Genomic DNA, 24,439 nt, shown 5'->3' with positions numbered 1-24,439 from the left:
CGGGGGTGTCGCGGTCGATGTCCGGGTCAAGGACGGCAGTGCGCACAACGAGCTGACCCGGCACCGCTACGAGGTGGTGCTGCACAAGCCGGGCACCACGAAACCGGTGTCCCTGGACGCTGTTCCCACCGTGGCGTGGGACGGCGACCTCGACCGCCTCGTCCGCAGCGTCAGCGATCACGACGCGCCGGTCGTACGCATCACCGGCATCCCGAACGCGCGCCTGACCGACGAGATCGCGGCGGCGCGCGAGCTGGGCCAGGAGGACTCCGTCGCGTCGGAGTTGCCGGCACTCGACCCGGGCGACGTTCCCGCGTGGGCCGCGGTGCAGGGACGGGACGCGGTGGTGACGTGGTCGGCGGACGCGGTCGACCAGGTCGACGTGCTCGTCTTCCGGGACGACCCGGTGGCCGGTCGGATCCTCACCGGCACGTACCTGCCGGCGGTCGGCGAACGCACCCTGGTCAACGACCCCGTGGCCGCCGGCGCCATCACCGCGCTGCTGCCCGCCCTGCGCGCGCACCTGCGGGAGACGCTGCCCGAGTACATGGTGCCGACGGCGATCGTGCCGATCGGCAGCGTGCCGCTGACCGACAACGGCAAGCCGGACCGGCGCGCGCTGCCCGTGCCCGACTACTCGGCCGGCAGCAGCGGCCGGGCCCCTTCGACGCCGGAGGAGGAGTCGCTGTGCGCGCTCTTCGCCGCGGTGCTCGGACTCGACCGGGTCGGCGTGGACGACAACTTCTTCTCCGTGGGCGGGCATTCGCTGCTGGCCACCCGACTGGTCAGCCGTATTCGCGCCGTGCACGGCGTGGAGATCCCGATCCGGGTCGTCTTCCAGGCCCCTACGGTCGCCGAGCTGGCGGCACACCTGACGTCCCTGAGCAATGTCCGCCCGCCCCTGCTGCCCAAGGACAGGCCCGAGCTGCTGCCGGTCTCCTTCGCGCAGCAGCGGCTGTGGTTCATCCACCGGTTCGAGGGGCCGTCGGCGACGTACAACGTGTCGCTGGCGCTGCGGATGCGCGGTGACCTCGACACGGCCGTGCTCCGCCAGGCCGTGCACGACGTCGTGGTGCGGCACGAGTCCCTGCGCACCGTCTTCGGCGAGGCGGACGGGCAGCCGTACCAGCAGATCCTGGAGCCGACCGCGATCCAGGTCCCCTGGGAGGAACGCGAGGTCACGGAGGCCGAACTCCCCGACGCCCTGCGGGAGGCGGCGCGCCTGCCCTTCGACCTGGCGACCGAGATCCCCTTCCGGTCCTGGCTGTTCCGGATCAGCGAGCTGGAGTCGGTGTTCCTGATCGGCGCGCACCACATCGCGGCGGACGGCTGGTCGGCTCTCCCGCTCGCGCAGGACCTGACCGCCGCGTACGAGGCCCGCCGGGCCGGCCGGACACCGGAGTGGGAGCCGCTTCCGGTGCAGTACGCGGACTACACCCTGTGGCAGCGGGAGCTGCTGGGGAACGGCGACGCCCCGGGCAGCCTGTACCGGCGTCAGCTGGACTACTGGACCACTCATCTGGCCGGCCTGCCCGAGACCATCGACCTGCCCACCGACCGGTCACGGCCCACTGTGGCGTCGTACGCCGGCGACCTGGTTCCGCTCGTACTCGACGAGGAGCTGACCGAGGGCATACGGCGGTTGGCCCGGGAGACCGGCGCCACCGTGTCGATGGTGCTGCAGGCGGGGTTGGCCGCGATGCTCACCCGGCTGGGCGTGGGCACGGACGTGCCCATCGGTTCGCCGATCGCGGGCCGTACCGACGAGGCGCTCAACCGGCTGGTCGGCTTCTTCGTCAACACCTGGGTGCTCCGGGCGGACACCTCCGGCGACCCCGGCTTCACCGAACTCGTCCGCCGGGTACGGGAGACGAGCCTGGCAGCCTACGACCACCAGGACATCCCGTTCGAGCATCTGGTCGAGGTCCTGAACCCGGTGCGGTCGTCGGCACACCACCCCCTCTTCCAGGTGTGTTTGGCGCTGCAGAACAACGCGCGGCCCGAGTTCGCCCTGCCGGGCCTGGCGGTGTCCGAGGAACCCTTCAGCATGGGCACCTCGCGCTTCGACCTGTTCATCAGCCTCACGGAACGGGACGACGACGGGCCGGCCCGGATCGAGGGCTTCGCCGAGTACGCGACCGAGCTGTTCGACGCCGGCACGATCACCACGATGCTCGACCGCTGGGTCCACTTCCTGCGCCAGGTGGTCGCCGCACCGGAGACGTCCATCGGAGCCGTCGACATCCTGGCCGACGGCGAGCGGGCGACGCTGGACCGGTGGGGTGGTCAGGGCCGGGACGCCGGGTTCGAGGCCGGCACCGTCCACGAGCGGTTCGCCGCCACGGCCGCCGCGACGCCGGACGCGATCGCGCTGGTCTCCGCGGACGGCACGCACAGCTGGACCTACGCCGAACTGGACCGCTGGTCCAACCGCATCGCCCACCACCTCCGGGCACACGGCGCCCGCCCGAACACCCGGGTGGCCCTCGTGCTCGAACGCTCGCCCCTGCTCGTGGCCGCGATCCTCGGGGTGCTGAAGACGGGAGCCGCGTATGTGCCGGTCGACCCCACCTATCCGCCCGAGCGCATCGAGTTCATGCTCGGCGACCTCACTCCCACCGTCACCGTGGACGAAGGCCTCGCCGACGAGAACCTCGACGGGTGCCCGGACTCCCCGCTCGACGCCGACGGCGTGGGGGAGCGCAGTGTTGCATACGTGATGTTCACGTCCGGCTCCACCGGCCGCCCCAAGGGCGTCGAGGTGACGCACCGGAACGTGGTCGACCTCGCGCTCGACGACTGCTGGGCCACCGGCGCCCACCGCCGTGTCCTGGTCCACTCACCGCACACGTTCGACGCGTCGACGTACGAGCTGTGGGTGCCGCTGCTCGGCGGCGGCACCGCGGTGGTGGCGCGTGCCGGACGGCCGGACACCGGGGAACTGGCCCGTGTCGTCGCCGAACGGGCGGTGACCGGACTGTGGCTGACCGCCGGACTGTTCGCCGTGATGGCCGAGCAGCGCCCGGAGTGCTTCACGAATGTCGGCGAGGTGTGGGCGGGCGGTGACGTCCTCTCGCCGACCGCCGTCCGCCGGGTCCTCGACGCCTGCCCCGGCCTCACCGTGGTGAACGGGTACGGCCCGACGGAGACCACCACGTTCGCCGCCCGGTACCGGGTGTCCTCGGTGGACCGCTGCACCGACCCGCTGCCCATCGGCACACCCATGGACGGCAGCCGGCTGCTGGTCCTTGACGACCGGCTGCGGCCGGTGCCGCCCGGCGTGGTCGGGGAGCTGTACATCGGGGGCGACGGAGCGGCCCTCGGGTACGCGGGCCGGCCGGGCCTGACCGGTGAGCGGTTCGTGGCCGACCCGTTCGGGCCGCCCGGGGCGCGCATGTACCGCACGGGTGACCTGGTGCGCTGGAACACGGCCGGGAGCCTTCAGTACGTGAGCCGGGCCGACGACCAGATCAAGCTCCGCGGCTTCCGCGTGGAGCCGGGCGAACTCGAAGCGGTGCTGCGTGAGCGCGAGGGTGTGGCGCACGCGGTGGTAGCCGTACGCCAGGACCGCCTCGGTGAACGCAGCATGGTGGCCTACGTGGTGCCCGACGCGTCCGCCTCCACCGGCCGCGACGCGGTCGAGCAGGTCGGCGAGTGGCGTGAGATCTACGACGAGATGTACGGCGGGACAGCGGTGGACCCGGGTGGGGTCGGCGAGGACTTCACCGGATGGAACAGCTCGTACACCGGACGGGCCATCCCGCTGCCCGAGATGCGGGCCTGGCGCGAGGCCGTGCTCGCCCGGGTGCGCGCCCTGCGGCCGCGCCGGGTACTGGAGATCGGCGTCGGCTCGGGCCTGCTGCTGGGACCCCTGGCACCGGAGGCCGAGGAGTACTGGGGCACCGACTTCTCCGCCCCCGTCATCGAGCGGCTGCGCGCCCAGGTCCGCGCCGACCGGCGGCTGGCGGACAAGGTCACCCTGCGCTGCCGGCCGGCCGACGACCCGGACGGCCTGCCCACGGGGTTCTTCGACACGGTGATCCTCAACTCGGTCGTGCAGTACTTCCCGGACGCCGACTACCTCACCCGGGTGCTCGACCTCGCGATGGACCGGCTCGCGCCCGGCGGACGCATCGTGATCGGCGACGTCCGCAACTACCGCACCCTGCGGATGTTCAGCGCCGCGGTCCACCGCTCCCGGCAACCGGACGACGGCCCGGCCGCCGTGCAGGCAGCCGTCGAACGCGCGGTGCTGGGCGAGAAGGAACTGGTCATCGACCCGGGCTACTTCACCCGCTGGGCCTCGGCACGTCCGGAGGCCGTTGCCGCCGACATCCGCCTCAAGCAGGGCAGCCACCACAACGAGCTGACCCGCCACCGCTACGAGGTCGTGCTGCACAAGGAGCCCACCCGCTCGCTGCACCTGGCGGACCTGCCCACGGCGGTCTGGGGAGCGGACGTGCGTGAACTGGCCGACGTGGAGACCGCGCTGGCCCGGCACGGCGGCCAACTGCGCCTGACCCGGGTCCCGAACGCCAGGCTGGCCGGCGAGGTCGCCGAGTGGGGCGCCCCGGCAGAGACCGGGGGTACGCTCGACCCCGCCGAGCTGGAGGCGTGGGGCGCGGCACGCGGGCTCGCCGTGTACTGCACCTGGTCGGCGCAGGCGGCGGACTGCTTCGAGGCGGTCGTCCTGCCCGACGTCGACGCCCGGTGCTGCGACGGCGTGTACCGGCCCGCCGACGCCCCCTCGTCCCGCCTGGTGAACGTGCCCGCGGTGTCCCGCCGCGTGTCCCGGCTGCCTTCGCGGCTGCGGGAGGAACTCGCGGGCCGGATCCCGGAGTTCATGATGCCCAGCGAGATCATCGTCCTCGACCGGCTGCCGCTCACCGAGAACGGGAAGGTGGACCGGGCAGCGCTGCCCGACCCCGACCCGAGCGGCGGCGACTACCGCGCCCCGCGCACACCGCGCGAGGAGGAACTCGCCGGACTCTTCGCCGAGGTGCTCGGCCTGGACCGGATCGGGATCGACGACGACTTCTTCGCCTGCGGCGGCCATTCCCTGCGGCTGACCCGCCTGGTCTGGCAGATCCACGAGAAGCTGGGCGTGGACGTGCCGATCCGGACGGTGTTCCAGTACCCCACGGTGGCCGAACTGGCGGCGCAGCTGTCCGCGGACACGGAGGTGGGCTTCGAGGACCCGTTCGCCGTGCTGCTGCCGATCCGCACCGAGGGGGAGAAGCCCCCGCTGTGGTGGCTGCACCCGGGCGGCGGGCTCAGCTGGCCCTACCTGGGCTTCGCCCGGCACATCGACCCGTCCTGGCCGCTCTACGGCATCCAGGCACGCGGCTTCGACGGGACCACGCCGCCGGCGAGCTCCATCGAGGAGATGGTCCAGGACTACGTGGGGCAGGTGCTGGAGGTCCAGCCGAGCGGCCCCTACCACCTGCTCGGCTGGTCCTTCGGCGGCACCCTGGCCCATGCCATGGCGGCGGAACTGCAGCGCCGCGGACACGAGGTGGCGCTCCTCGCGCTGCTGGACGCCGCACCCTCCAGCCACTTCGCCGATCTCGAAGCCCTCGACGAGGCCATGGTGCGCCGATTCCTGGCCAATTACATGGGCCATCTGGCCGGAATGGAGGAATACCCGACCCTGGTCGCCACGGCTTCCTCCATCTTCGTCGGCGAGATGGAGCAGATGCGCCGGTTCAGGTCGCCGAGGTACCACGGCGACGTGGTCTTCTTCAACGCGCTCCTCGACCCGGAGAGCCACGACAAGCGGCAGCTGGAGGAGGAACTCGAGGTGCTGTGGCAGGAGTTCGTCGACGGCCGAATCCAGCGCTTTGACATCCCCTGTGCTCACAACGAAATGTACTGGCCGCGTAACGCGGCTGAAATCTGTCGTGTCATCAACCAGATTCTGCGCGCAGCGCGATGATCTGGGCCAAACCCTTGACCGTTGGAACGATATCTGGAGGATTAGGGTGAGTATCAACCCGTTCGACGACGAGAATGGCCAGTTCTACGTGCTGGTCAACGACGAGGACCAGCACTCGCTGTGGCCCTCCTTTTCCGAGGTGCCGGCCGGCTGGCGCGTTGTCTTCGGTCCGGCGGGACGGGCGGAGAGCGTCGCCTACGTGGAGCAGAGCTGGACCGACATGCGGCCCCGCAGCCTCCGAGAGGCGATGGACCGGTAGGTCGCGCGCCGTGGTGAAAGGCGCACGCTCGGGGCGGGCCGGAACGGATCGGTACCGCCTCCCGGTTGCAGGCCGAACAACCTAACATGGCATAGAGGCATGGACCTGACCCATCCATGAGCGTCAACGGGGAGGCTTGTGCTGTGGCTGGCACAAACACCGACGTAATGTTCGTCCGATGGCCGGCACAAACGGACCTGCGGAATCGATGTAGGAGGGAGGGGGTGCCCCGTCTTCTCGTCGTAGAGGGAGGTGCACGCCCTCCCGTGTGCAATGATCCGTTCGAGGACTGGGTGCGTGCGCCCATATCCCGAGAGGATTTGGACGCCCGCGTCAGGGCGTTACAGAACCGGCTCGACAGCCGTCAGGTTCCGACCCTGGATTCGGCCGGAACGCTGTGTTTCGGACCGCACTCGATCACCATTTCGAATGCGCAGACCGAATTGATGGAGCTGCTGATCGAGCACTTCGGTGAGGTCGTGTACCGGCACGAACTCACGCAGCGGCTCGCCGACCGGGTGCCGATGCCCACGAGAAACTCGCTCGACCTGCACATCATGCGGCTCCGCCGCCGCCTGTGCCCGATCGACCTGGTCATCCGGACCGCGTGGGGACGCGGCTATGTGCTGGAGAACGCGGCCGTCTGAGGGCGCGCAGCTACGACACCGCGTGCCGCAGTCGGTCCACGCGGTGTCGAGCCGGGAGAACATCACCCAGGTGCCGGCAGGCGCCCCGACGGATCCGTCGGCGCGGTGCCGTGACCGATCACGAAGTGACTGCCGGCACGGGCAGGAGTGCGTCCCGCGACTGCTTGGTGGCGGCTGTGCCGTCGCTGATGTGCAGGACCGCGTCGGCTCCCTCGAGGATCGTCCGGTCGAGCGGGCGGTAGCCCTGCTGCGGGGCGATGTCGGTCCGCGTGCGGGCGGGGGCGTCCGTGACGTCCGTTGCCAGATCCCAGGCGTTGATACCGCTCTGCAGCAGGCTCTCGTAGGTGTCGGGCTCGGGATCCAGGAGCCCGAGAGCCTCGCTGCGGCCCAGGCTGCCGGCGACGAAGCCGTACCGCTCGCCCATCAGGGGCCCCAGGACGGTGCCGGCGCCGTGCCAGTTGAGGTCCAGGTCCGCCTGGCACCAGCTGCTCAGGTTGCGCTGGAAGTGGAGGTTGTGGCCGAAGACCAGGGTGGGGCCCCGCCGTGCCTCGGCGCTGCGGACGTCGAGGAGGCTCTGGGCGATGAGCGAGTCCCGGGTGGCGAGCAGACGAGAGATCCGTGTGGCGTGTTCGAGGCTCTGCGCACACTGCTTGTGGTATCGCAGCAGGCCGAGGCCTGCGGTCAGATGCGTCCTGGCACTGAGCCACTCGGCGTGCGCGTCCGCCGCGGCCGGCTCCGGCTCGCGTGCGTGCAGCAGGGTGAGCATGGCGTCGGCGATCGAGCGTGCCTGCTCGGCCTCGGCCGTGGCACCGAGCGACAGCGCCGGGTCCATGACCGCCTCCGTGCGGCTCCAGCCCTCGTCGTCGCCGAGGAGGTCCGCGAGGTCGACGCCGAGTTGCAGGTAGTCCCGGGTGTGCTCGAGATAGCGCCGCGGGCTGGGGGCGCTGTGGTTCTCCGTCGGGGTGTCGAAGCCGTGGAAGGCCAGGCGCTCCTCCGGCGGCCGGTTCTGGTTGCAGGTGCGCATCCAGGCGATCAGCTGCCTGTTGGGCTCCTGGTCCCCGAAGCCGTGGGAGAAGCCCTCGCGCATGACCGCGTCGAGGCTTCCGGCTCCCCCCTGGACGAAGTCGTTCACGGCGAGCGCGGCCACGCGGTCGGTCTCGAGGGCGATCGACCGGAAGCCACGGTCGACCAGCTGGACGAACAGCTCGTTGCGGACCCACCCGAAGGCGGGCTCCTGGTGGGTCGGCTCACCGAACGCCAGCAGGTCGCATGAGGCCACGGTGAGGTCGTGCAGGTTCTTTCTCATGTGTCTCAATTGAACCATTGCAAGACCGGTTGATACTTCCCGAAGCTCCGGCTCCTCAAGCGGGCTCAGTTGCCTCGGGAAGTCTCAAACCGTTGATCAACCGGGGGTAGGCCGGGGGATCAGCGGGAGCTCGATGCGTACTTGCGCACCGAGAGCGGGGCGAAGACCACGATCAGGCCGATCGACCACGCGACCGTCTGCAGGACGTAGCTGCCCGCCGGGCCGCCGCCGAACAGGGCGCGCAGCGCGTTGACGGCCGCGGTCATGGGACTGTGGGCGGCGTAGGCCTGGAGCCATCCCGGCATCGTGCTGGTCGGCACGAACGCCGAGGAGATCAGAGTGAACGGGAAGATCCACACGGCACCTGCCGCCTGGGCGGCCTCCGCGCCCGGCACCGACAGACCGATGAAGGCGCCGAACCAGGACACCGCGTAGCCGAACAGCAGCAACAGCAGCATGCCGCCCAGTGCCGGAAGGAACCCGCCCAGGAAGCGGAATCCGACGAGCAGGCCGATGAGCACCGTCACGGCCACGGTGACGGCGTTGCGGAAGATCTCCGACACCGTGCGGCCGACGAGCACGGCGGAGCGGCTCATCGGCATCGAACGGAAGCGGTCCATCAGACCCTCGCGCATTTCCGTGGCGATGCCGATGGTGGTGCCGGCGGCCGAACCGTAGAGCGCCATCTGGACGAAGATGCCGGGGAGCAGGAACTGGGCGTACCGTCCGCCCCCGATGTTGATCGCGCCGCCGAAGACGTATGTGAACAGCAGGATGAACATGACCGGTTGGAGGAGCGAGAAGCTCACCAACTCGGGGCTGCGCAAGGTGTGCCGGATGTTCCGCAGCGTCATCTCCCACACATCGGACAACCACCAGGAGACTCCGCTGCGCGGCTTCGTGTCGGCCTTGCCGCTCTGCAAGGTCAGGGCCGTGGACGTCATGACCGCTCGTTGTCCTTCCCGCTGCTTTGCTGGTCGGTCCTGTGCTCGGCGGAATGACCGGTCACGGCGAGGAACACGTCGTCGAGCGTGGGGCGGCGCAGCGCCACGTTGCCGATCGCGACACCGGAGTCCCTGAGCAGATGCAGGAGATCGGGCAGGGTGCCGCCGTCGGCCAGCGGCGCGTGGACCACCAGCCTCTCCGGGTCGGCGGTCGGCTCGATGCCCAGCCGCTCCCGCAGGAGTCTCGTGGTCTCGTCGAGGGCGGCGCCGTCGACGAGGGTGATGCCGACCCAGTCCTGGCCCACCTGCGCCTTCAGCTCGTCCGGTGTGCCGCCGGCGATGACCTTGCCCTGGTCGATCACCGACAGCGAGTCGGCGAGCTGGTCCGCCTCCTCCAGGTACTGGGTCGTGAGCAGCACGGTGGTGCCCTCCGCGACCAGCTCGCGCACCATCTGCCACACCGCCATGCGGCTGCGCGGGTCCAGGCCGGTGGTCGGCTCGTCGAGGAAGATGAGTCTGGGGCGCGCCATGAGGCTCGCGGCGAGGTCGAGCCGGCGGCGCATCCCGCCCGAGTACGTCTTCGTCGGCCGGTCGGCCGCCTGACCGAGGTCGAAGCGTTCCAGCAGTTCGCTCGCCCGGGCCCTGCTGTCGGACTTGGACAGCCGGAACAGCCTGCCGATCATGTGCAGGTTCTCGCGCCCGGTCAGTAACTGGTCCACCGCGGCGTACTGCCCGGTGAGTCCGATGATGGCCCGTACTCTCCGTGGGTCGCTGCGCACATCGATGCCGAACACCTCGGCCGTCCCGTCGTCCGGGCTGATCAGGGTGCTCAGGAGGCGGACGGTGGTCGTCTTGCCCGCGCCGTTGGGGCCGAGCAGACCGTGTACGGTGCCCTCCGGCACGGTGAGTTCAAGGTGGTCGAGTGCCATCACCGAGCCGAAGCTCTTGCACAGTCCAGCCACTTCGATCGCTGCCGGCATTTACCGGATTTCCTTTCCGAGCTGTGGCGATTCCCGAACTTCCCTGCTCATGAAGCTCAAGCGTATACCTGCAATCCCGGTTGAAACTTTTGAAGAAAAGCCGCAGGAATAGTGCGCTAAAGTCTCAAACCATGGATTACCTGCGTCCCACCGACCTGGCCCGTGAGCACGGCATCTCGACCCAGGCGGTCCGCAACTACGAGCGGGACGGGTGCATCCCGCTCGCCGACCGCACCCCGTCCGGCTACCGTGTCTACACCGAGGCGCACGCGGCCGCCCTGCGGGCCTATCTGGCGCTCGTCCCGGCGCACGGATACGCCGTGAGCGGGCAGATCATGAGGGCGCTCAACACGGGCGAACTCGACGCCGCGCTCACGGCCGTCGACCGCAGCCATGCCCAACTGCTGCGCGACCGGGGAACACTGGACGCGGTCGGACAGGCCGTGGCCCACCTGACCACCAGTCCCGACAGCGCCGCGCACACACCGGTGAGCAGCGAGACCTTCAGCATCGGTGAACTGGCCCACCGTCTGGGCGTCACCGCGGCGACCCTCCGCAACTGGGAAGCGGCGGGCATCCTCGCCCCCGACCGCGCACCGGTCACCGGCCACCGCACGTACGGAGCCCCCGAGATCCGCGACGCGGAACTGGCCCATCTCCTCAGGCGCGGTGGCTATCAACTGGACCAGATCGCCACCGTGGTCCAACAGATCCGCACCGCCGGTGGAACCCAGGCACTCTCCGCCGCCCTCGACGACTGGCGGCAACGCCTCACCGTCCGAGGCGTGGCGATGCTCAACGCCTCCGTCCGACTCGCCCGGTACGTAGCCCTCCTCGACGTCACCCCGCCCCAGCCGCTCACCCACCCCACGGCCACGGCGGAGCACTGAACCGGGCACCGGTACCAGCCGTCGCACCGTCGGTGAGAATGGGCGATGTTCGCGCGGTGACAGGGAGGCAGGGGGACGCATGGCCGAGGACGTCGTGGAGACCGTGACGGAAACCGAGCAGCGGGCAGCGGCCGAGCCCCTGCCCGAGCCCCTCGTCAAGGAGATGGACAGGGAGATGCGCAGGTGGCGGATCGCCACCTTCAACTACGGGGTCACCTACTACCTCAGCCGCATCCTGCTCATCATCGCCAGCGCCGTCGTGGCGGCCGACCAGAACCTCGGGGGCGGCCACGGAAGTTGGCTGATCGACTGGGTGCCCGCGCTGGCACTGGTCGTCGCGGTGATGACGGCCGTGGACACCTGGCTGAAGCCCCAGCAGAAGTGGCGTGGGTTCATGGAGTCCCGGGACGCGCTGGCGGACCTGAGGATCCAGGCGGGCGGCGGCATGCCGGCCGACGAGGTGCGCGCGAAGTTCCTGGAGCTGCGCCGGCAGCACCGGGAGCGGAACGTCTTCTGACGAGCCGCCCCCGGCGCGGCGGTGCTACCTGCGGGCGGCGGGCGTCGCGAGCCGTTCCACCGCCCGGCGCTCGGCGGCCTCGACGTCCAGCCGGCCCGACCGGTTGCCGCCGCGGGCGACGACGGCCGCGCGGACGAGGGCCAGATAGAAGAGGGCGGGCCCGCACGGGGTCCACTCCTCGGGCTCCTTCTGCAGAACGAAGTCGAGCACGCTGTCGGGATCGGCCGGGACGAAGTCGAACCGGTCGTGCTCCCACTTGTCCTCGATCCCGCGGCTCCGGCGGGCCACGAGCGTGTCCGCCGTCAGGTCGGGGAGCACGGCCCGGTAGAAGGCCGCCCACTGGTGGTTGCGCACGTCGAGCGCGAAGGCGAGCAGTTCCAGCTCGACCTCGTCCTCGTCCTGGACGGCGAGTTCCTCCCGCAGCGCGCGGCGCGCCACGGCGTGCAGGCTGATGGGGGAGCCGTCCTCGGGGACGTCGTGGATGGCGGCGAGCCCCTCGTTGACCGAGGAGTTCCAGCGCACCTTGTTGTGGCCCTCCACCCTGACGCTGCGGCGCGCGAAGACCATCTTCCGGTCGGGGCCCGTCTCCACCGCCACGTTGACGCCGAAGCTGCAGGACAGGAACGCGGGCGTGGTCACCGGGTCGGCGTTCTCCAGGTACTGGGAGCGCAGGGTGGCGGACTCCCCCTCGCGCAGCGGCTCGTCGAGGTTGACGGACGTGGCGAGGAAGTCGTAGTAGTCCGCGTCGCACAGACTCATCCGCACCAAGGGCTCTTCGGTCTCGTCGCTCCGCGAGGTGATGATGCTCTCGACGGCGAAACGAGGGTTGTTCCAGGCGTAGGGCTCACCCGCCGCCTGCCGGCGCTGCATCTCCGCCTCGATGTCCTCCCGCCACCGCTGGACCTCGACGGGGAGTTCCACGCGGCGGAGCCCCGGTTCGTAGATGATCTGCACATTCTCCTTCGGGATCGGGTGTGTGCCGTCTCCCTCGAAGATGTGACAGTCCGTGACGAAATTCCCGATGACCATGCGGTCGCGCGATTCCACGAGTTCTCCCCCCGTGTCGAGTAGCGTGAGCAGCGCACCTTGTCAGGTGTGAGACGTCAGGTTTCCACAAACCGTCCTGCCGTGCCGCACGGACGGGTGGCTGAACTCTTTGGAGGGGGAGTTCGGTTGGACCGGGGTCAGAAGCGTGACGGTGTGGTCGCCACGGTCGTCGTCGACACATACCGGGGTGACGCACGGCGGGTCAGGGACCGTACGCAGCTGCGGAAGACGGCCTCTCGATTCGTGGAACAGGCCGCGCGGCTCGGTTTTGATGCTCCATCACTAGGAGTCACCAGCGCGGGAAGGGGCGGCGGGACCGAACTGTCCGCAGGGCGGGAGCAGATCCACGACCTGGTGCTGCGGCTGAGGCAGCAGGCGGTGGACAGGAAGATCCTCTACTGGACCGGGCACGGCGAAGTCGTGTCGGGCGCCTTCTACCTCGCCTGCGAAGACAGCTACCAGGAGGGGAAGTTCGATCCCGGCCGGGCGGTCTCGGCCGAGGAACTCGTCTCCTGGCTCGCCGAGGACCCCACGGACACACTGCTCGTCCTGGACGCCTGCTTCTCGGGCGAGGCGGTGCGCGAGGTCAGCCACCACGTCAAGGACGCGCGGCTGAGCGCCGGCGTCGACGACGCGGAGGTCGGATTCGCCGTCGTCGCGACCGCCGGATCACGGCAGGAGGCGCTGGAGGGACACTGGGTCGACTGCCTGGAGGAGGTCCTGTCGACTCCGGAACAGATCATCGACGACAGCGCACGGATCTTCCAGCGCGAGAACGAATACGTTCCCTTCCAGCAGCTGATGAGCGCGGTCCGGAGCCGGACCGGGGAACAGGTCCCCTTCTGGCAGGAGCCGCAGACACTGCGCGCCTGGTTCCTGCCCAACCCGCACTGGTCCCCGCGGGCGCGGTCCGCGCTGCGTCCGGAGGACGACCGGTCCTGGATCGGCAAGGAACTCGCCGGCGAGGAACTGCCGGTCTTCTCCGGCTCGGGCGAGAGCTGGCACCTGCGGAACTTCGCCTCCCGGCATCGGGTGCTGGCCGACCTCGTCAACTGGCTGCGCACCCAGGAGACCGGGATGCTCACGGTGACGGGAGCGTCCGGCGCGGGCAAGTCGACGCTCCTCGCATACGTGGCACACCTGACCGTCGAGCACTTCGTGGCCTCCCTGCCCGAGGACCGGCGCCCCCGGGTGCTGCCCGAACTCCGCTCGGTCAACGCCGCGCTCCACTGCCGCGGCCGGACATTGTCGGCGCTCTGCGAGGAACTGGCACGAGGCCTCACCCCGCTCGGGCTGGACACGACACAGATCAGGCAGGGATCACCGCACAGCCTCGTCCGGCAGGTCGAGGCGCTGGCGGAGCGCAAGGGCAGTCTCACCCTGATGTTCGACGGGCTCGACGAGGCGGCCGCGGGGCACTCCTTCGACCTCGCCCGGGGGCTGCTCAACCCGCTGGCGGCCCTGCCGGGCGTACGCGTGGTGGTGGCGACCCGGCCGAACGCCCGCCGCCGTCTTCCGGGCGAGCTGCGCGCCGAGACCCTGCTGGATGTGTTGCACAGCACCACCGCGTTGGAGCTGGACCGCAAGGACGAGACCCAGCAGGACATCGCCCGGCACGTCGAACGGCTGCTCGCCGAGGGGAACTCCCCTTACGGGCTGCCGCACGCCGCGCAGCAACGCGGCGCCGTCGCCCGGCAGATCGCGGCCGGCAGCAACGGCCTCTTCCTCGTGGCCACCCTGTGGGCACGGCACGTGGCCAAGCGGCCGGTGCCGTCCGACGCGGAGCAGGTGCGCAGGGAGTTGCGGCAGGGGACGTCCGTCCTGGACGCCCTGCTGGCCGAGGAGCTGTTACGCCTCGACCCGCAGGACACCGCCCGGGTCCGGGACTTCATGACCGCCCTCGCGCTGGCCCAGGGAGTCGGACTGCCCCAGCCCGGGGTGTGGCTGGCCGTGACCAATGCGGTGCGCGCGCCGGAGAGCAGGGAGTACGGGGAGCCGGATCTGCGTGACGTGATCCGCCGGGCCACCGGCGTGACCATCGCGAAGGACGTCGAGGCGGGCGAGGAGGTCTACCGCCTCCACCACCCCAGCTTCGGCGCCCATCTGCTCGGCGACGAGCTGCGGCAGCGGGAACAGCACCGAGCGGTCCACCGGGCCCTGACCCCGCGCCGCGGCGAGGACTGGCGGACCGCGGAGCAGTACGTGAAGCGCCACCTCACCGCACATGCCGCCCTGGGCGGGGACGACCTCCTCGAGGAACTGGTGGGCGACTGTCACTTCCTGGTGGCCGCCTCGCCCGACGTCCTCGAACCCTTGGTCGCCGCCCGGCTCACGACCACCGCGCACAGCGCGCTCTATCTGGGCGTCGCCGGCCACTTCCGCCGGCACGAGGCGGAGGAGGGCAGGTGGGCGATGCTCCGTGCCACCGCGCTGGCCATGTTCTCGCGGGAGTTCCTCGCCGCCGTGCCGAAACCGTCACCGGTGTTCTGGGACGACGTGTGGAGCAGCGCCGTCCGGCTTCCGCTGCACAGGAGCTGGCCCGCCCCGCCGGGCGGGGCGCTCGCCGTGCACTGGGAGGCGCACGGCGACGGGATCATCCATGCGTCGGGCGCCGGTGAGGTCAAGTCCTGGACCACGGAGGGACACGAGATCCGGGGCAGGGACACCGGGCCGGCCACCTGGGGCGCCCCTCCGCGGCAGCGGGGCGTGACGGCGTCGGGCCGGGGCGACAGCCGGGTGGTCGCCACCGTGGACCGCCGGTGCGTGCGGATGTGGCACGGCAACGTCAGGTACCCGGTGGAGGAGCTGTACTGGGGCGGGACTCCGGGCACGGTCGACTCGGTGCGGTGGGGCAGGGAGGTCCTCCTCACCACGGTCGACGGTGACCGCGTGTGGCTGTGGCGGTGGGACAGCACCAGGGAGTACTCCCGGGACGAACTCCGTACGCACACCGTCCGCGTGCCGGCCCTCTGCGCCTGTCTCCTGGTGGTGGGCGAGCGAGCCGCGGTGATCACCGGGGGCCCCGCGGGGGTGAAGGTGTGGGAGCTGCCCGGACGGAAGACGATGAAGGAGCCGCCCCGTCTGGTCCGGTCACTGGGGGACGGCATCGAGCAGGTCGTCGCTGTGTCGGCGCTGGCCCTGCCGGACGGTGCCGGATCCGGGGCGGTGATCGGGGCGCTGGACGGCCATACGCTCCACACCTGGCGGATGGACGACCTCTTCCAGGGAGAGGCACGCCCGCTGTACGGCCCCGGACCCGCGAGTGCCGGCCGGGCCGTGGCCGTCGGACGGGGCCCGCGTGGACTGCTGACAGCGGTGGGGGAGGACGCCGCGGTCCGTGTCTGGGACGAGAAGGGCACGGAACAGGTCTCGTTGCCGTGCGATCACGATCACCAGTCCCTGGCCTTCGACCCTTCGGGAACAGGGCGACTGGCGGTGGCTGACGAGACACGCATCCGCGTCTGGGAGCCGCATGATCCGCCGGCCGACGGTGCAGTGGCGGACGCCCGCCACACCGGCGGGAGAGCGGTCGGCGGGACACGGCTGCGGGTGACGGACCCAGGACCCGACGGAACCCTGCTGCTGAGCCGCTCGCAGGGCCCCGACGTGCTGGTCAGCCCGCACTCCTTCGACGGGCAGGCAGGCGAGGCGCTCCGGCTCGCGCACCCCGCGAAGGTGGAGGCGCTCGCCGCGGCGAGGGTCGGTGACCGCTGGCTGACCGCGGCGGTCGGACGCAGGCAGGTGCTGCTCTGGACGCTCGGGCCGGGGCTGAGACTGCTGCGGACCGAAAGCTTCGCCCTGCCGGGACCGGAGGATCGGCCGGTGCCTTCCCTGGCTCTCCAGGCCACCGGAACCGGCCGGCTGCGGCTGCTGTGGCCGTCCGGGCAGAGCGTGGTCACCTGGGAACGCGAGCTGCGGGATCCCGGCACCTGGAGCGAAGGACGGACGTTCTGGATGGGAGCCTCCGGCGCCGTGCAGCGGCTGGAGGTGGTGGGGCTCGCCCCGGGTCCCTCGTGGCTGTCGGCCTGGGGCGGCAACGCGGTCCGGGTCTGGGATCTCACGGAGCCCGGCGCGAAGCCGCAGCCGGTCGGTGTCATCCGGGCGAAGGCAGTGGCCACGGGCCTGCTGAAGCGCACGAACACACCGGTACCGCTGATCGCCTTCACCACCGGGGAGACGGTGAAGTTCGCCGAGTGCGACGGAGGTTACGCCGTGCCGACCGTCCTGCCGCGGCAGCCCGGGGGAGCACTCGACGGTGTCGCTCTGGCGGGTCCGGCGCAGCAGCCCCTGCTCGTGGGCTGGAGCCGGAACTCCGGCCGCCTCAGGCTCTGGGACGTCAGGCGGGAGAAGGCGCTGGACCCCATGGAATCGCGAGGGTACGACGTGACGGGCGTGGACTCGGCCTTCGACAGTCGCGGCGTCACCCTCATGATCCAGGGCATCGCGCAGAACAGCGTCCGCTGCGATCAGGTGTTCGTGCCCTGGCCGGTCGGATCCCCACGAAGAGACAAGGAGCGCGTTCTTTGAAGGACGATCTGGTGGTTCTCGTCCCCGGCATCATGGGCACGGCCCTGACCCGGAACGGAGCCGACATCTGGGACCTGACCCCGGAGGCGATGAGCGGGCTCTTCCGGCCCGGACGAACGAGAGACATGCTCAAACTGCCCAAGGGCATCGGGGACGAGGACCCGGAGCCGCCGCACGCCCTGGACCTGGGCAGCGTGATCCGCGGGCCGCGCCTCCTTCCGGGACTGGTCTCCAACATGGAACACCCGGACCTCCGTGAACTGCTCGGCATCGAGCAGGAGAGATTCGTGGAATTCGCCTACGACTGGCGTCTGAGCAACCGCAATTCGGCCGAGAAGCTCAAGCTCTTCGTCCAGGAACGGCTGACCCGGTGGCAGGAGACGGCCGACCCCGAACGGTTTCCGCGGGCCAAACACGCGAAGGTGATCTTCCTGTGCCGTTCCATGGGCGGTCTGGTGGTGCGGTACTACACCGAGGTGCTCGGGGGATGGGAGCAGACCCGGTCGGTCGCCACGCTGGGTACACCCTTCTCGGGGAGCGTCAAGGCGCTGCGGTTCCTGACCGGCCGGGTGCGGTGGGTGCCGAGCCCGTTCCGCGAGTGGATCCACGAGGTCTGCTCGACCTACCCCTCGCTCGGCCAGCTCGTCCCCACCTACCGGGTGGTGGTCGACCGTCAGGAGGGCAGGTCCCGGCTGAGGGGGCAACCGGTCGAGGGCGTCGCGACCCGGACGATCGACGACTCCTTCGCCTTCTTCCAGGAGGTGCAGGACGCCATCGAGGAGAACGACGCCGTACACGGCCTGAGGCGCTACACGCTGGTCCCGCTCGGGGGCGACAAGCACCGGACCGACCAGGCGCTCTCCCTCTCTTCGGACGGCAGGCCGAAGTTCCATCAGGACTTCTCGGATTCCGGTGATCCGGAGGACCAGGGTCTGTCGCTCTTCGGTGACGGCACGGTGGCGCACATCGCCCAGATCCCGCCCGAGTGGTCCGACACCGGTCAGGCGGTGTGGCTCGACAGCAGGCACGCCGACCTCATCAACTCCGAGCAGGCCCTCAAGCAGCTCAGGCGCGTCTGCGACGGCCTCGAACCGGCCGGGGTGCTGAGTACCGGGGAGCCCGTCGGCGTCGAGTTTCCCGACTTCGCCCGGGCCGGAGAGCCCTTCGAGGTGTGGGCGATCAACGCCGACACCGCGATGGGGCTGCGGGTTCGCCGTCTCGGTGCGGACGGCAGGTCCGTGGCGGACGAGGCGATGCAGCCGTGCGGAGACGGGGACTTCCGTGCCGAACTGCGTGCCGAACCGGGCCGGTGGACCCTGGAGGTCTACTCGAAGGCTCTCGAGTACTCGTGCCGGGACGTGCTGTTGGTCGTCTAGCCGTACCTGCCCGACGTGCGCGTGATCCGCCGGACAGGCCCTAGGCTCGGACGCTGTTGGTGTCGACGGAGGGGCTGAACTGCGGTGTCGGACAAGCGCGTTGTCATCGTGACCGGCGGAGGTACGGGCATCGGGGAGGCCGCCGCCCGGGTGCTGTGCGAGGAGGGCCACCAGGTGGTCGTCTCCGGCCGGCGGCCCGAACCCCTGCGGCGCGTCGAGCGCGAGACCGGGGCCCTCGCGCACCCCTCCGACGTCGGGGACCCCGAAGCGGCCGAGAGCCTCGTCCGGGCGGCCCTGACCGCGTACGGACGGCTCGACGGGCTGGTGCTCAACGCGGGCATCGGGCGCGGCGGAGCGGTGGGCGACCTGTCCCTGGCGGACTGGGACGAGGTCATGCGCACCAACGTCACCGGTCCGCTGCTCCTGCTGCGCGCGGCGATCCCGCACCTGCTGGAGAGCAGGGGGGCCGTGGTCGGCGTCGCGTCGGTGTCCGCACTGCGCAACGGCACGAGCAACGCCCCGTACGCCACCTCCAAGGCGGCCCTGCTCCAGCTCTGCCGTTCCGTCGCCGTCGACTACGGGCGGCAGGGGGTGTGTGCCAACATCGTGTGCCCCGGCTGGGTACGGACCGAGATGGCCGACCGGCGCATGGCGCGCTTCGCCGAGGAGGCGGACCTGGGAGACGGGGGCGTGGAGGCCGCCTACGAGGAGGCGACCAGGCTGCTGCCCATGGGACGGCCCGGTGAGCCGCGGGAGATCGCGGAGGCGATCAGCTGGCTGCTGTCCCCGGCGGCGTCGTACGTCAACGGCGCCGTGCTCACCGTCGACGGCGGCGCGACCGCTCTCGACCCCGGGACGCACGCCTTCGACTTCCACATCGCGCCACGCGACCTCCGTCGGTGAGCGGGCGACCTCGGCCGACCCGCGGCGACTCGATCTGTTCGGTCCCACGGGGCGCGGGGCGACTCACGCGTCGGCGGCGGAATCCGGACCGTTCTCGAACGCGGCCAGAATGGCTTCCGCCGCCAGGGTCGCCGTCAACGTGCCGTCCCTGACCTGCTGTTCGAGGGCCGGGGCGGCCGCGCGTACCGCGGGGTGTGCGTGCAGGCGGCCCAGGAGTTCGTCGCGGACCATCGACCAGCTCCAGTCGACCTGCTGGTCCCGCCGCTTGGCGGTGAGCCGTCCGGTGGAGTCGAGGAGCGTGCGGTGCTGCTCCAGCCGCTCCCACACCACGTCCAGGCCGGCGGACTCACGGGCGCTGCAGCTCAGCACCGGCGGTGTCCAGAACGCGTCCTTGCCGTGCATCAGCCTGAGCGCGCCCGCCAACTCCCGTGCCGCCGCACGCGCGTCACGCTCGTGCGGGCCGTCCGCCTTGTTGACGGCGATGACGTCGGCCAGCTCCAACACGCCCTTCTTGATGCCCTGGAGCTGGTCGCCGGTGCGGGCCAGCGTGAGCAGCAGGAACGAGTCGACCATGTCGGCGACCGCGGTCTCGGACTGGCCGACACCGACGGTCTCGACGAGGATCACGTCGTAGCCCGCCGCCTCCATGACCACCATCGACTCGCGCGTCGCCTTCGCGACCCCGCCCAGCGTGCCCGCGCTGGGGGAGGGGCGCACGAAGGCGTTCGGGTCCACCGCCAGGCGTTCCATGCGGGTCTTGTCGCCGAGGATCGAGCCGCCGGTCCGGGTGGAGGACGGGTCCACGGCGAGTACGGCCACCCGGTGGCCCTGCGAGGTCAGCAGCGTGCCGAACGCGTCGATGAACGTCGACTTGCCCACGCCCGGCACCCCGCTGATGCCGATCCGCCGCGCCCGGCCGCTGTGCGGGAGCAGCTCGGTGAGCAACTCCTGCGCCAGCGCCCGGTGCTGGGGGCGGGTGGACTCGACGAGCGTGATGGCACGGGCCACCAGGGCCCGCTTCCCGTCGAGCACACCCTTCACATACGTGTCGAGATCGATCGCTGCCATGCGGATCAGAGGTCGTGGCCGAGGTCGGCCGACAGCCGCTGCACCAGGTCGTACGCCGCGTCCGGGATCACCGTCCCGGGCCCGAACACGGCCACGGCGCCCATCTCCAGCAGCGTCGGCACGTCCTGTGGCGGGATCACCCCGCCGACCACGACCATGATGTCCTCCCGGCCCTCCTCGGCGAGCTTCTCGCGCAGCGCCGGTACGAGGGTGAGGTGACCGGCGGCCAGCGAGGACACGCCGACCACGTGGACGTCCGCCTCGACCGCCTGGCGGGCGACCTCCTCCGGGGTCTGGAACAGCGGGCCGACGTCGACGTCGAAGCCGAGGTCGGCGAAGCCGGTCGCGATCACCTTCTGGCCGCGGTCGTGGCCGTCCTGGCCCATCTTGGCGACCAGGATGCGCGGCCGGCGCCCCTCGGCCTCCTCGAAGGCGTCCACCAGGGCACGGGTGCGGTCCACGGACGGGGACTCCCCTGCTTCGTTGCGGTACACGCCGGAGATCGTACGGATCTGGCTCGCGTGGCGGCCGTACACCTTCTCCAGGGCGTCGGAGATCTCGCCGACCGTGGCCTTGGCGCGGGCCGCGTGCACGGCCAGTTCCAGCAGGTTGCCGTTGCCGTCGGCGGCCCGGGTGAGCGCGTCCAGCGCGTCCCGGCAGGCGCTCTCGTCCCGCTCCTCGCGCAGCCGCCGCAGCTTCTCGATCTGCTGGGCGCGCACGGAGGAGTTGTCGACCTTGAGGACCTCGATGGCCTCGTCGTTCTCCACGCGGTACTTGTTGACGCCGATCACGGGCTGACGGCCGGAGTCGATACGGGCCTGGGTGCGGGCCGCCGCCTCCTCCACACGCAGCTTGGGGATGCCGGCGTCGATGGCCTGCGCCATACCGCCCGCCTGCTCGACCTCCTGGATGTGCGCCCAGGCCTTGCGGGCGAGGTCGTACGTCAGCTTCTCGACGTACGCGCTGCCGCCCCACGGGTCGATGACCCGGGTGGTGCCGGACTCCTGCTGGATGAGCAGCTGGGTGTTGCGGGCGATGCGCGCCGAGAAGTCGGTCGGCAGGGCGAGCGCCTCGTCCAGGGCGTTGGTGTGCAGCGACTGGGTGTGGCCCTGGGTCGCCGCCATCGCCTCCACGGCCGTACGCGTGACGTTGTTGAACACGTCCTGCGCGGTCAGCGACCAGCCCGAGGTCTGCGAATGGGTGCGCAGGGACAGGGACTTGGAGTTCTTCGGCTCGAACTGGGAGACCAGCTTGGCCCACAGCAGCCGGGCCGCCCGCAGCTTGGCGATCTCCATGAAGAAGTTCATGCCGATCGCCCAGAAGAAGGAGAGCCGGGGCGCGAACGCGTCCACGTCCAGGCCGGCTTCCCGCCCGGCGCGGATGTACTCGACTCCGTCCGCGAGGGTGTACGCCAGCTCCAGGTCGGCCGTCGCACCCGCCTCCTGGATGTGGTAGCCGGAGATGGAGATGGAGTTGTAGCGGGGCATCCGCTGCGAGGTGTACGCGAAGATGTCGGAGATGATCCGCATCGACGGCTTCGGCGGATAGATGTAGGTGTTGCGGACCATGAACTCCTTCAGAATGTCGTTCTGAATGGTTCCGGCCAGCTTCTCGGGCGGTACGCCCTGCTCCTCCGCCGCCACGATGTACAGCGCCAGCACCGGCAGCACGGCGCCGTTCATCGTCATCGACACGGTCATCCTGTCCAGCGGAATCCCGTCGAACAGCTGTCGCATGTCGTAGATCGAGTCGATCGCCACGCCCGCCATGCCGACGTCGCCGGTCACGCGCGGGTGGTCGCTGTCGTAACCCCGGTGCGTGGGCAGGTCGAAGGCGACCGACAGGCCCTTCTGGCCGGCCGCCAGGTTGCGCCGGTAGAACGCGTTGGACTCCTCGGCGGTGGAGAAGCCCGCGTACTGGCGGATCGTCCAGGGCTGGTTGACGTACATCGTCGGGTAGGGGCCGCGCAGGTACGGCGCCATGCCCGGGTAGGTGCCGAGGAAGTCCAGGCCCTCCAGGTCACGGCCGGTGTACAGCGGCTTGACCCCGATGCCTTCCGGGGTCTCCCACACCGGTGCCTCGCCGCCGGTGGCGTGCTTGACGGCCGCACGCCATTCCGCGTCACCGCCCTCGGCGCCGGGGGTCCCCAGCTCGATGCCGGAGAAGTCGGGGATTCCCATCAGGACACTCCCATGCGGTCGAGGGTCGCGGACAGCACGTCCACTGCGTCGCAGCCCGCGAAGACGTACGAGTCGATGCCGGCGTAGTCGCCCCGGCCCGCGAGGACCACGTGCCGGGCCCCGGCCGCCTTCAGCGACTCGGCCGTCCGCTCGGCCTGTTCGGCGTACTGCGCGTCGCTGGAGCACAGCACGGCCTCGGTGGCACCGCTGTCCTCGAAGCCGCCCTCGGTCACCGGCTCGATGCCGCCCGCCTGGAAGAGGTTGGCGGCGAAGGTCGAGCGCGCGGTGTACTCGGCGGCCGTGCCGAGGGTGGCCAGGTAGATCCGGGGGCGGGCGCCGGTCGCCGCCAGGTGGGCGTCGGAGCGGGCGCGCAGGGCCTCGTACGCCTCGTCCCGGCGCACCCGGGGCAGCCCGCCGGACGGCGGCTCGGGCGCGGGCTCGCGCTCCAGCGGCTTCTCGGACAGGAGAGGGAACTCGCTGACGCCGGTGATGGGCTCGCGCCGCTTGGCGAGCTTCTTGGAACGCTCCGCCCAGGTCGTCGCCAGGTCCGTGCGGATCCGGCCCGAGCGCAGTACGGCCGCATGGCCGCCGTCCCGCTCGATCGACCGGAAGAACTCCCAGGCGGCACGGGCGAGTTCGTCGGTGAGCTGTTCGACGTACCAGGAGCCGCCCGCCGGGTCGATGACCCGGGCCAGATGGGACTCCTCGACCAGGATCGTGGAGGTGTTGCGCGCGATACGGCGGGCGAACGCGTCCGGCAGGCCGAGCGCGTGGTCGAAGGGCAGCACGGTGACGGAGTCGGCGCCGCCCACCCCGGCGGCCAGCGTCGCGACCGTCGTACGGAGCATGTTCACCCACGGGTCGCGGCGGCTCATCATCACCGGCGAGGTCACCGCGTGCTGCACCTGCGCGCCGGCGCCGGGCGCCCCGGACACCTCGGCGACCCGCGCCCACAGCCGGCGGGCCGCGCGCAGCTTGGCGATGGTCAGGAACTGGTCGGCGGTGGCCGCGTAGCGGAACTCCAGCTGCGCGCAGGCGGCTTCGACCGTGAGGCCGGCCGCGGTCAGCTCCCGCAGGTAGGCCACACCGGTGGCCAGGGAGGCGCCCAGCTCCTGCGCGGCCGAGCCGCCCGCCTCGTGGTACGGCAGCGCGTCCACGGTCAGCGTGCGCAGGCCCGGGTACTGCTGCTCGGCGGTCCGCCGGGCCAGCGCGGCGAGCGGAGCGAAGTCCTGGGCCTCGCCGGTGCGAGCCTCGTACCCCAGCGGGTCGCCGCCGAGGTTGCCGCGCACGTCCTTCGGGTCGACGCCCCGCTCCTCGTACAGCCGCAGCAGCTCGGCCGCTGCGGCCTCCACGTCGGGGCCGGCGTCCAGGACCACCGGGGCCAGGTCGAGGTAGACCCCGTCGAGGGCGCGTGCGAGCGCGGACACGGGCATGCCGCCCTGTCCCACGACCAGCCAGAGCGAGGTGACGCCGTTCTCCAGGTCCGTCAGGACCGCGCCGTCGGCGAGCGTCGCGTGCCGCTGCCGTACGTCCCAGCCGCCCGCGGTGTTGCCCTCGGGGCGGCCGCCGCGCACGAACGGCGCGAAGCCGGGCAGGCCGGGGTCGGGCGCGCCGTCGCGCGCGGTGTACAGCGGCCGGGTGCGCAGCCCGTCCTCGAGCGTGGTGGACAGAGCGTCCTCAGCTGCCGCGCCCGAGACTTCCTTGCCCGACTTGCGCAGCACACCCTCGACCAGGGCTTGCCACTGCTCGTGTGTCGCGTCAGGGAACTCGGCGGCCAGTGAGAGCCCGTCGTCAGGCAGGACCGTCATGCTCGGATGTTAGGTCAGGGCGCTCAAGTGACTGCAGAGCGTGGGCCTGTGA

General features: G+C 70.9%; 15 protein-coding genes. 8 read left to right on the top strand and 7 right to left on the bottom strand.

Annotated features, from left to right (window positions below; all coding sequences use genetic code 11):
• The 3 genes from ACIF83_RS13010 to ACIF83_RS13000 all read left to right on the top strand — a co-directional run.
• Positions 1 to 5,935 (top strand): amino acid adenylation domain-containing protein (locus tag ACIF83_RS13010; protein WP_399726266.1); only part of this gene is annotated, 5,935 nt, incomplete at its 5' end.
• 46 nt (positions 5,936 to 5,981) lie between these two features.
• Entirely contained in the window at positions 5,982 to 6,194 is a 213-nt protein-coding gene (locus ACIF83_RS13005; RefSeq protein WP_393484962.1) for an MbtH family protein, read from the top strand.
• A 266-nt stretch (positions 6,195 to 6,460) separates the two neighbouring features.
• Positions 6,461 to 6,841, top strand: a complete 381-nt coding sequence (locus ACIF83_RS13000) for a winged helix-turn-helix domain-containing protein (protein ID WP_393484963.1) — start codon at positions 6,461 to 6,463, stop codon at positions 6,839 to 6,841.
• 118 nt (positions 6,842 to 6,959) lie between these two features.
• Here the strand turns inward: ACIF83_RS13000 and ACIF83_RS12995 are convergent, their stop codons facing one another.
• From ACIF83_RS12995 to ACIF83_RS12985, 3 genes are all read right to left on the bottom strand, one after another.
• Complete coding sequence (locus ACIF83_RS12995; protein ID WP_399726262.1) at positions 6,960 to 8,147, bottom strand: erythromycin esterase family protein; 1,188 nt, start codon at positions 8,145 to 8,147, stop codon at positions 6,960 to 6,962.
• A 119-nt stretch (positions 8,148 to 8,266) separates the two neighbouring features.
• On the bottom strand, positions 8,267 to 9,091 hold the full coding sequence (locus tag ACIF83_RS12990) for an ABC transporter permease (RefSeq protein WP_393484965.1): 825 nt from the start codon (positions 9,089 to 9,091) through the stop codon (positions 8,267 to 8,269).
• Positions 9,088 to 10,071 (bottom strand): ATP-binding cassette domain-containing protein, encoded by a 984-nt coding sequence (locus ACIF83_RS12985; protein WP_399726259.1) that lies wholly within the window; start codon positions 10,069 to 10,071, stop codon positions 9,088 to 9,090. The genes ACIF83_RS12990 and ACIF83_RS12985 overlap by 4 nt, the downstream gene beginning before the upstream one ends.
• Positions 10,072 to 10,202: 131 nt before the next feature.
• On the opposite strand from ACIF83_RS12985, the gene ACIF83_RS12980 reads away from it, so the two are divergent.
• A complete protein-coding gene (locus ACIF83_RS12980) occupies positions 10,203 to 10,961 on the top strand; it encodes a TioE family transcriptional regulator (protein WP_399726256.1) in 759 nt (252 codons plus the stop codon).
• 79 nt (positions 10,962 to 11,040) lie between these two features.
• Positions 11,041 to 11,478: a hypothetical protein gene (locus tag ACIF83_RS12975; protein ID WP_393484968.1), complete on the top strand. Its 438-nt coding sequence runs from the start codon at positions 11,041 to 11,043 to the stop codon at positions 11,476 to 11,478.
• A gap of 24 nt (positions 11,479 to 11,502) precedes the next feature.
• On the opposite strand, the gene ACIF83_RS12970 is transcribed toward ACIF83_RS12975, so the two are convergent.
• A complete protein-coding gene (locus tag ACIF83_RS12970; protein WP_393484969.1) occupies positions 11,503 to 12,525 on the bottom strand; it encodes a translation initiation factor 2 in 1,023 nt (340 codons plus the stop codon).
• A 126-nt stretch (positions 12,526 to 12,651) separates the two neighbouring features.
• Here ACIF83_RS12970 and ACIF83_RS12965 point away from each other — a divergent pair, with 126 nt between their 5' ends.
• From ACIF83_RS12965 to ACIF83_RS12955, 3 genes are all read left to right on the top strand, one after another.
• Positions 12,652 to 17,052, top strand: coding sequence for an AAA family ATPase (locus tag ACIF83_RS12965; protein ID WP_399726252.1), 4,401 nt, complete (start codon positions 12,652 to 12,654; stop codon positions 17,050 to 17,052).
• The gene (locus ACIF83_RS12960) at positions 17,049 to 18,428 is read left to right on the top strand and encodes an esterase/lipase family protein (RefSeq protein WP_393484971.1); all 1,380 of its coding nucleotides are present in this window, start codon (positions 17,049 to 17,051) and stop codon (positions 18,426 to 18,428) included. Before ACIF83_RS12965 ends, ACIF83_RS12960 begins: the two co-directional genes overlap by 4 nt.
• Positions 18,429 to 18,512: 84 nt before the next feature.
• On the top strand, positions 18,513 to 19,331 hold the full coding sequence (locus ACIF83_RS12955; RefSeq protein WP_399726249.1) for an SDR family NAD(P)-dependent oxidoreductase: 819 nt from the start codon (positions 18,513 to 18,515) through the stop codon (positions 19,329 to 19,331).
• 63 nt (positions 19,332 to 19,394) lie between these two features.
• On the opposite strand, the gene meaB is transcribed toward ACIF83_RS12955, so the two are convergent.
• From meaB to ACIF83_RS12940, 3 genes are read right to left on the bottom strand one after another with little or no spacing between them, the layout of a single operon-like run.
• Positions 19,395 to 20,399: a methylmalonyl Co-A mutase-associated GTPase MeaB gene (meaB, locus tag ACIF83_RS12950; protein ID WP_399726246.1), complete on the bottom strand. Its 1,005-nt coding sequence runs from the start codon at positions 20,397 to 20,399 to the stop codon at positions 19,395 to 19,397.
• 5 nt (positions 20,400 to 20,404) lie between these two features.
• Entirely contained in the window at positions 20,405 to 22,579 is a 2,175-nt protein-coding gene (gene scpA / locus ACIF83_RS12945) for a methylmalonyl-CoA mutase (RefSeq protein ID WP_393474062.1), read from the bottom strand.
• On the bottom strand, positions 22,579 to 24,387 hold the full coding sequence (locus tag ACIF83_RS12940) for a methylmalonyl-CoA mutase family protein (RefSeq protein ID WP_399726242.1): 1,809 nt from the start codon (positions 24,385 to 24,387) through the stop codon (positions 22,579 to 22,581). Before ACIF83_RS12940 ends, scpA begins: the two co-directional genes overlap by 1 nt.
• Positions 24,388 to 24,439: the final 52 nt, after the last annotated feature.

The organism is Streptomyces sp. NPDC085866, assembly GCF_044541035.1.
Lineage (GTDB): Bacteria > Actinomycetota > Actinomycetes > Streptomycetales > Streptomycetaceae > Streptomyces.
The sequence above is the reverse complement of the archived record's forward strand: the minus strand, read 5'-3'. Positions and strand labels throughout refer to the sequence as shown.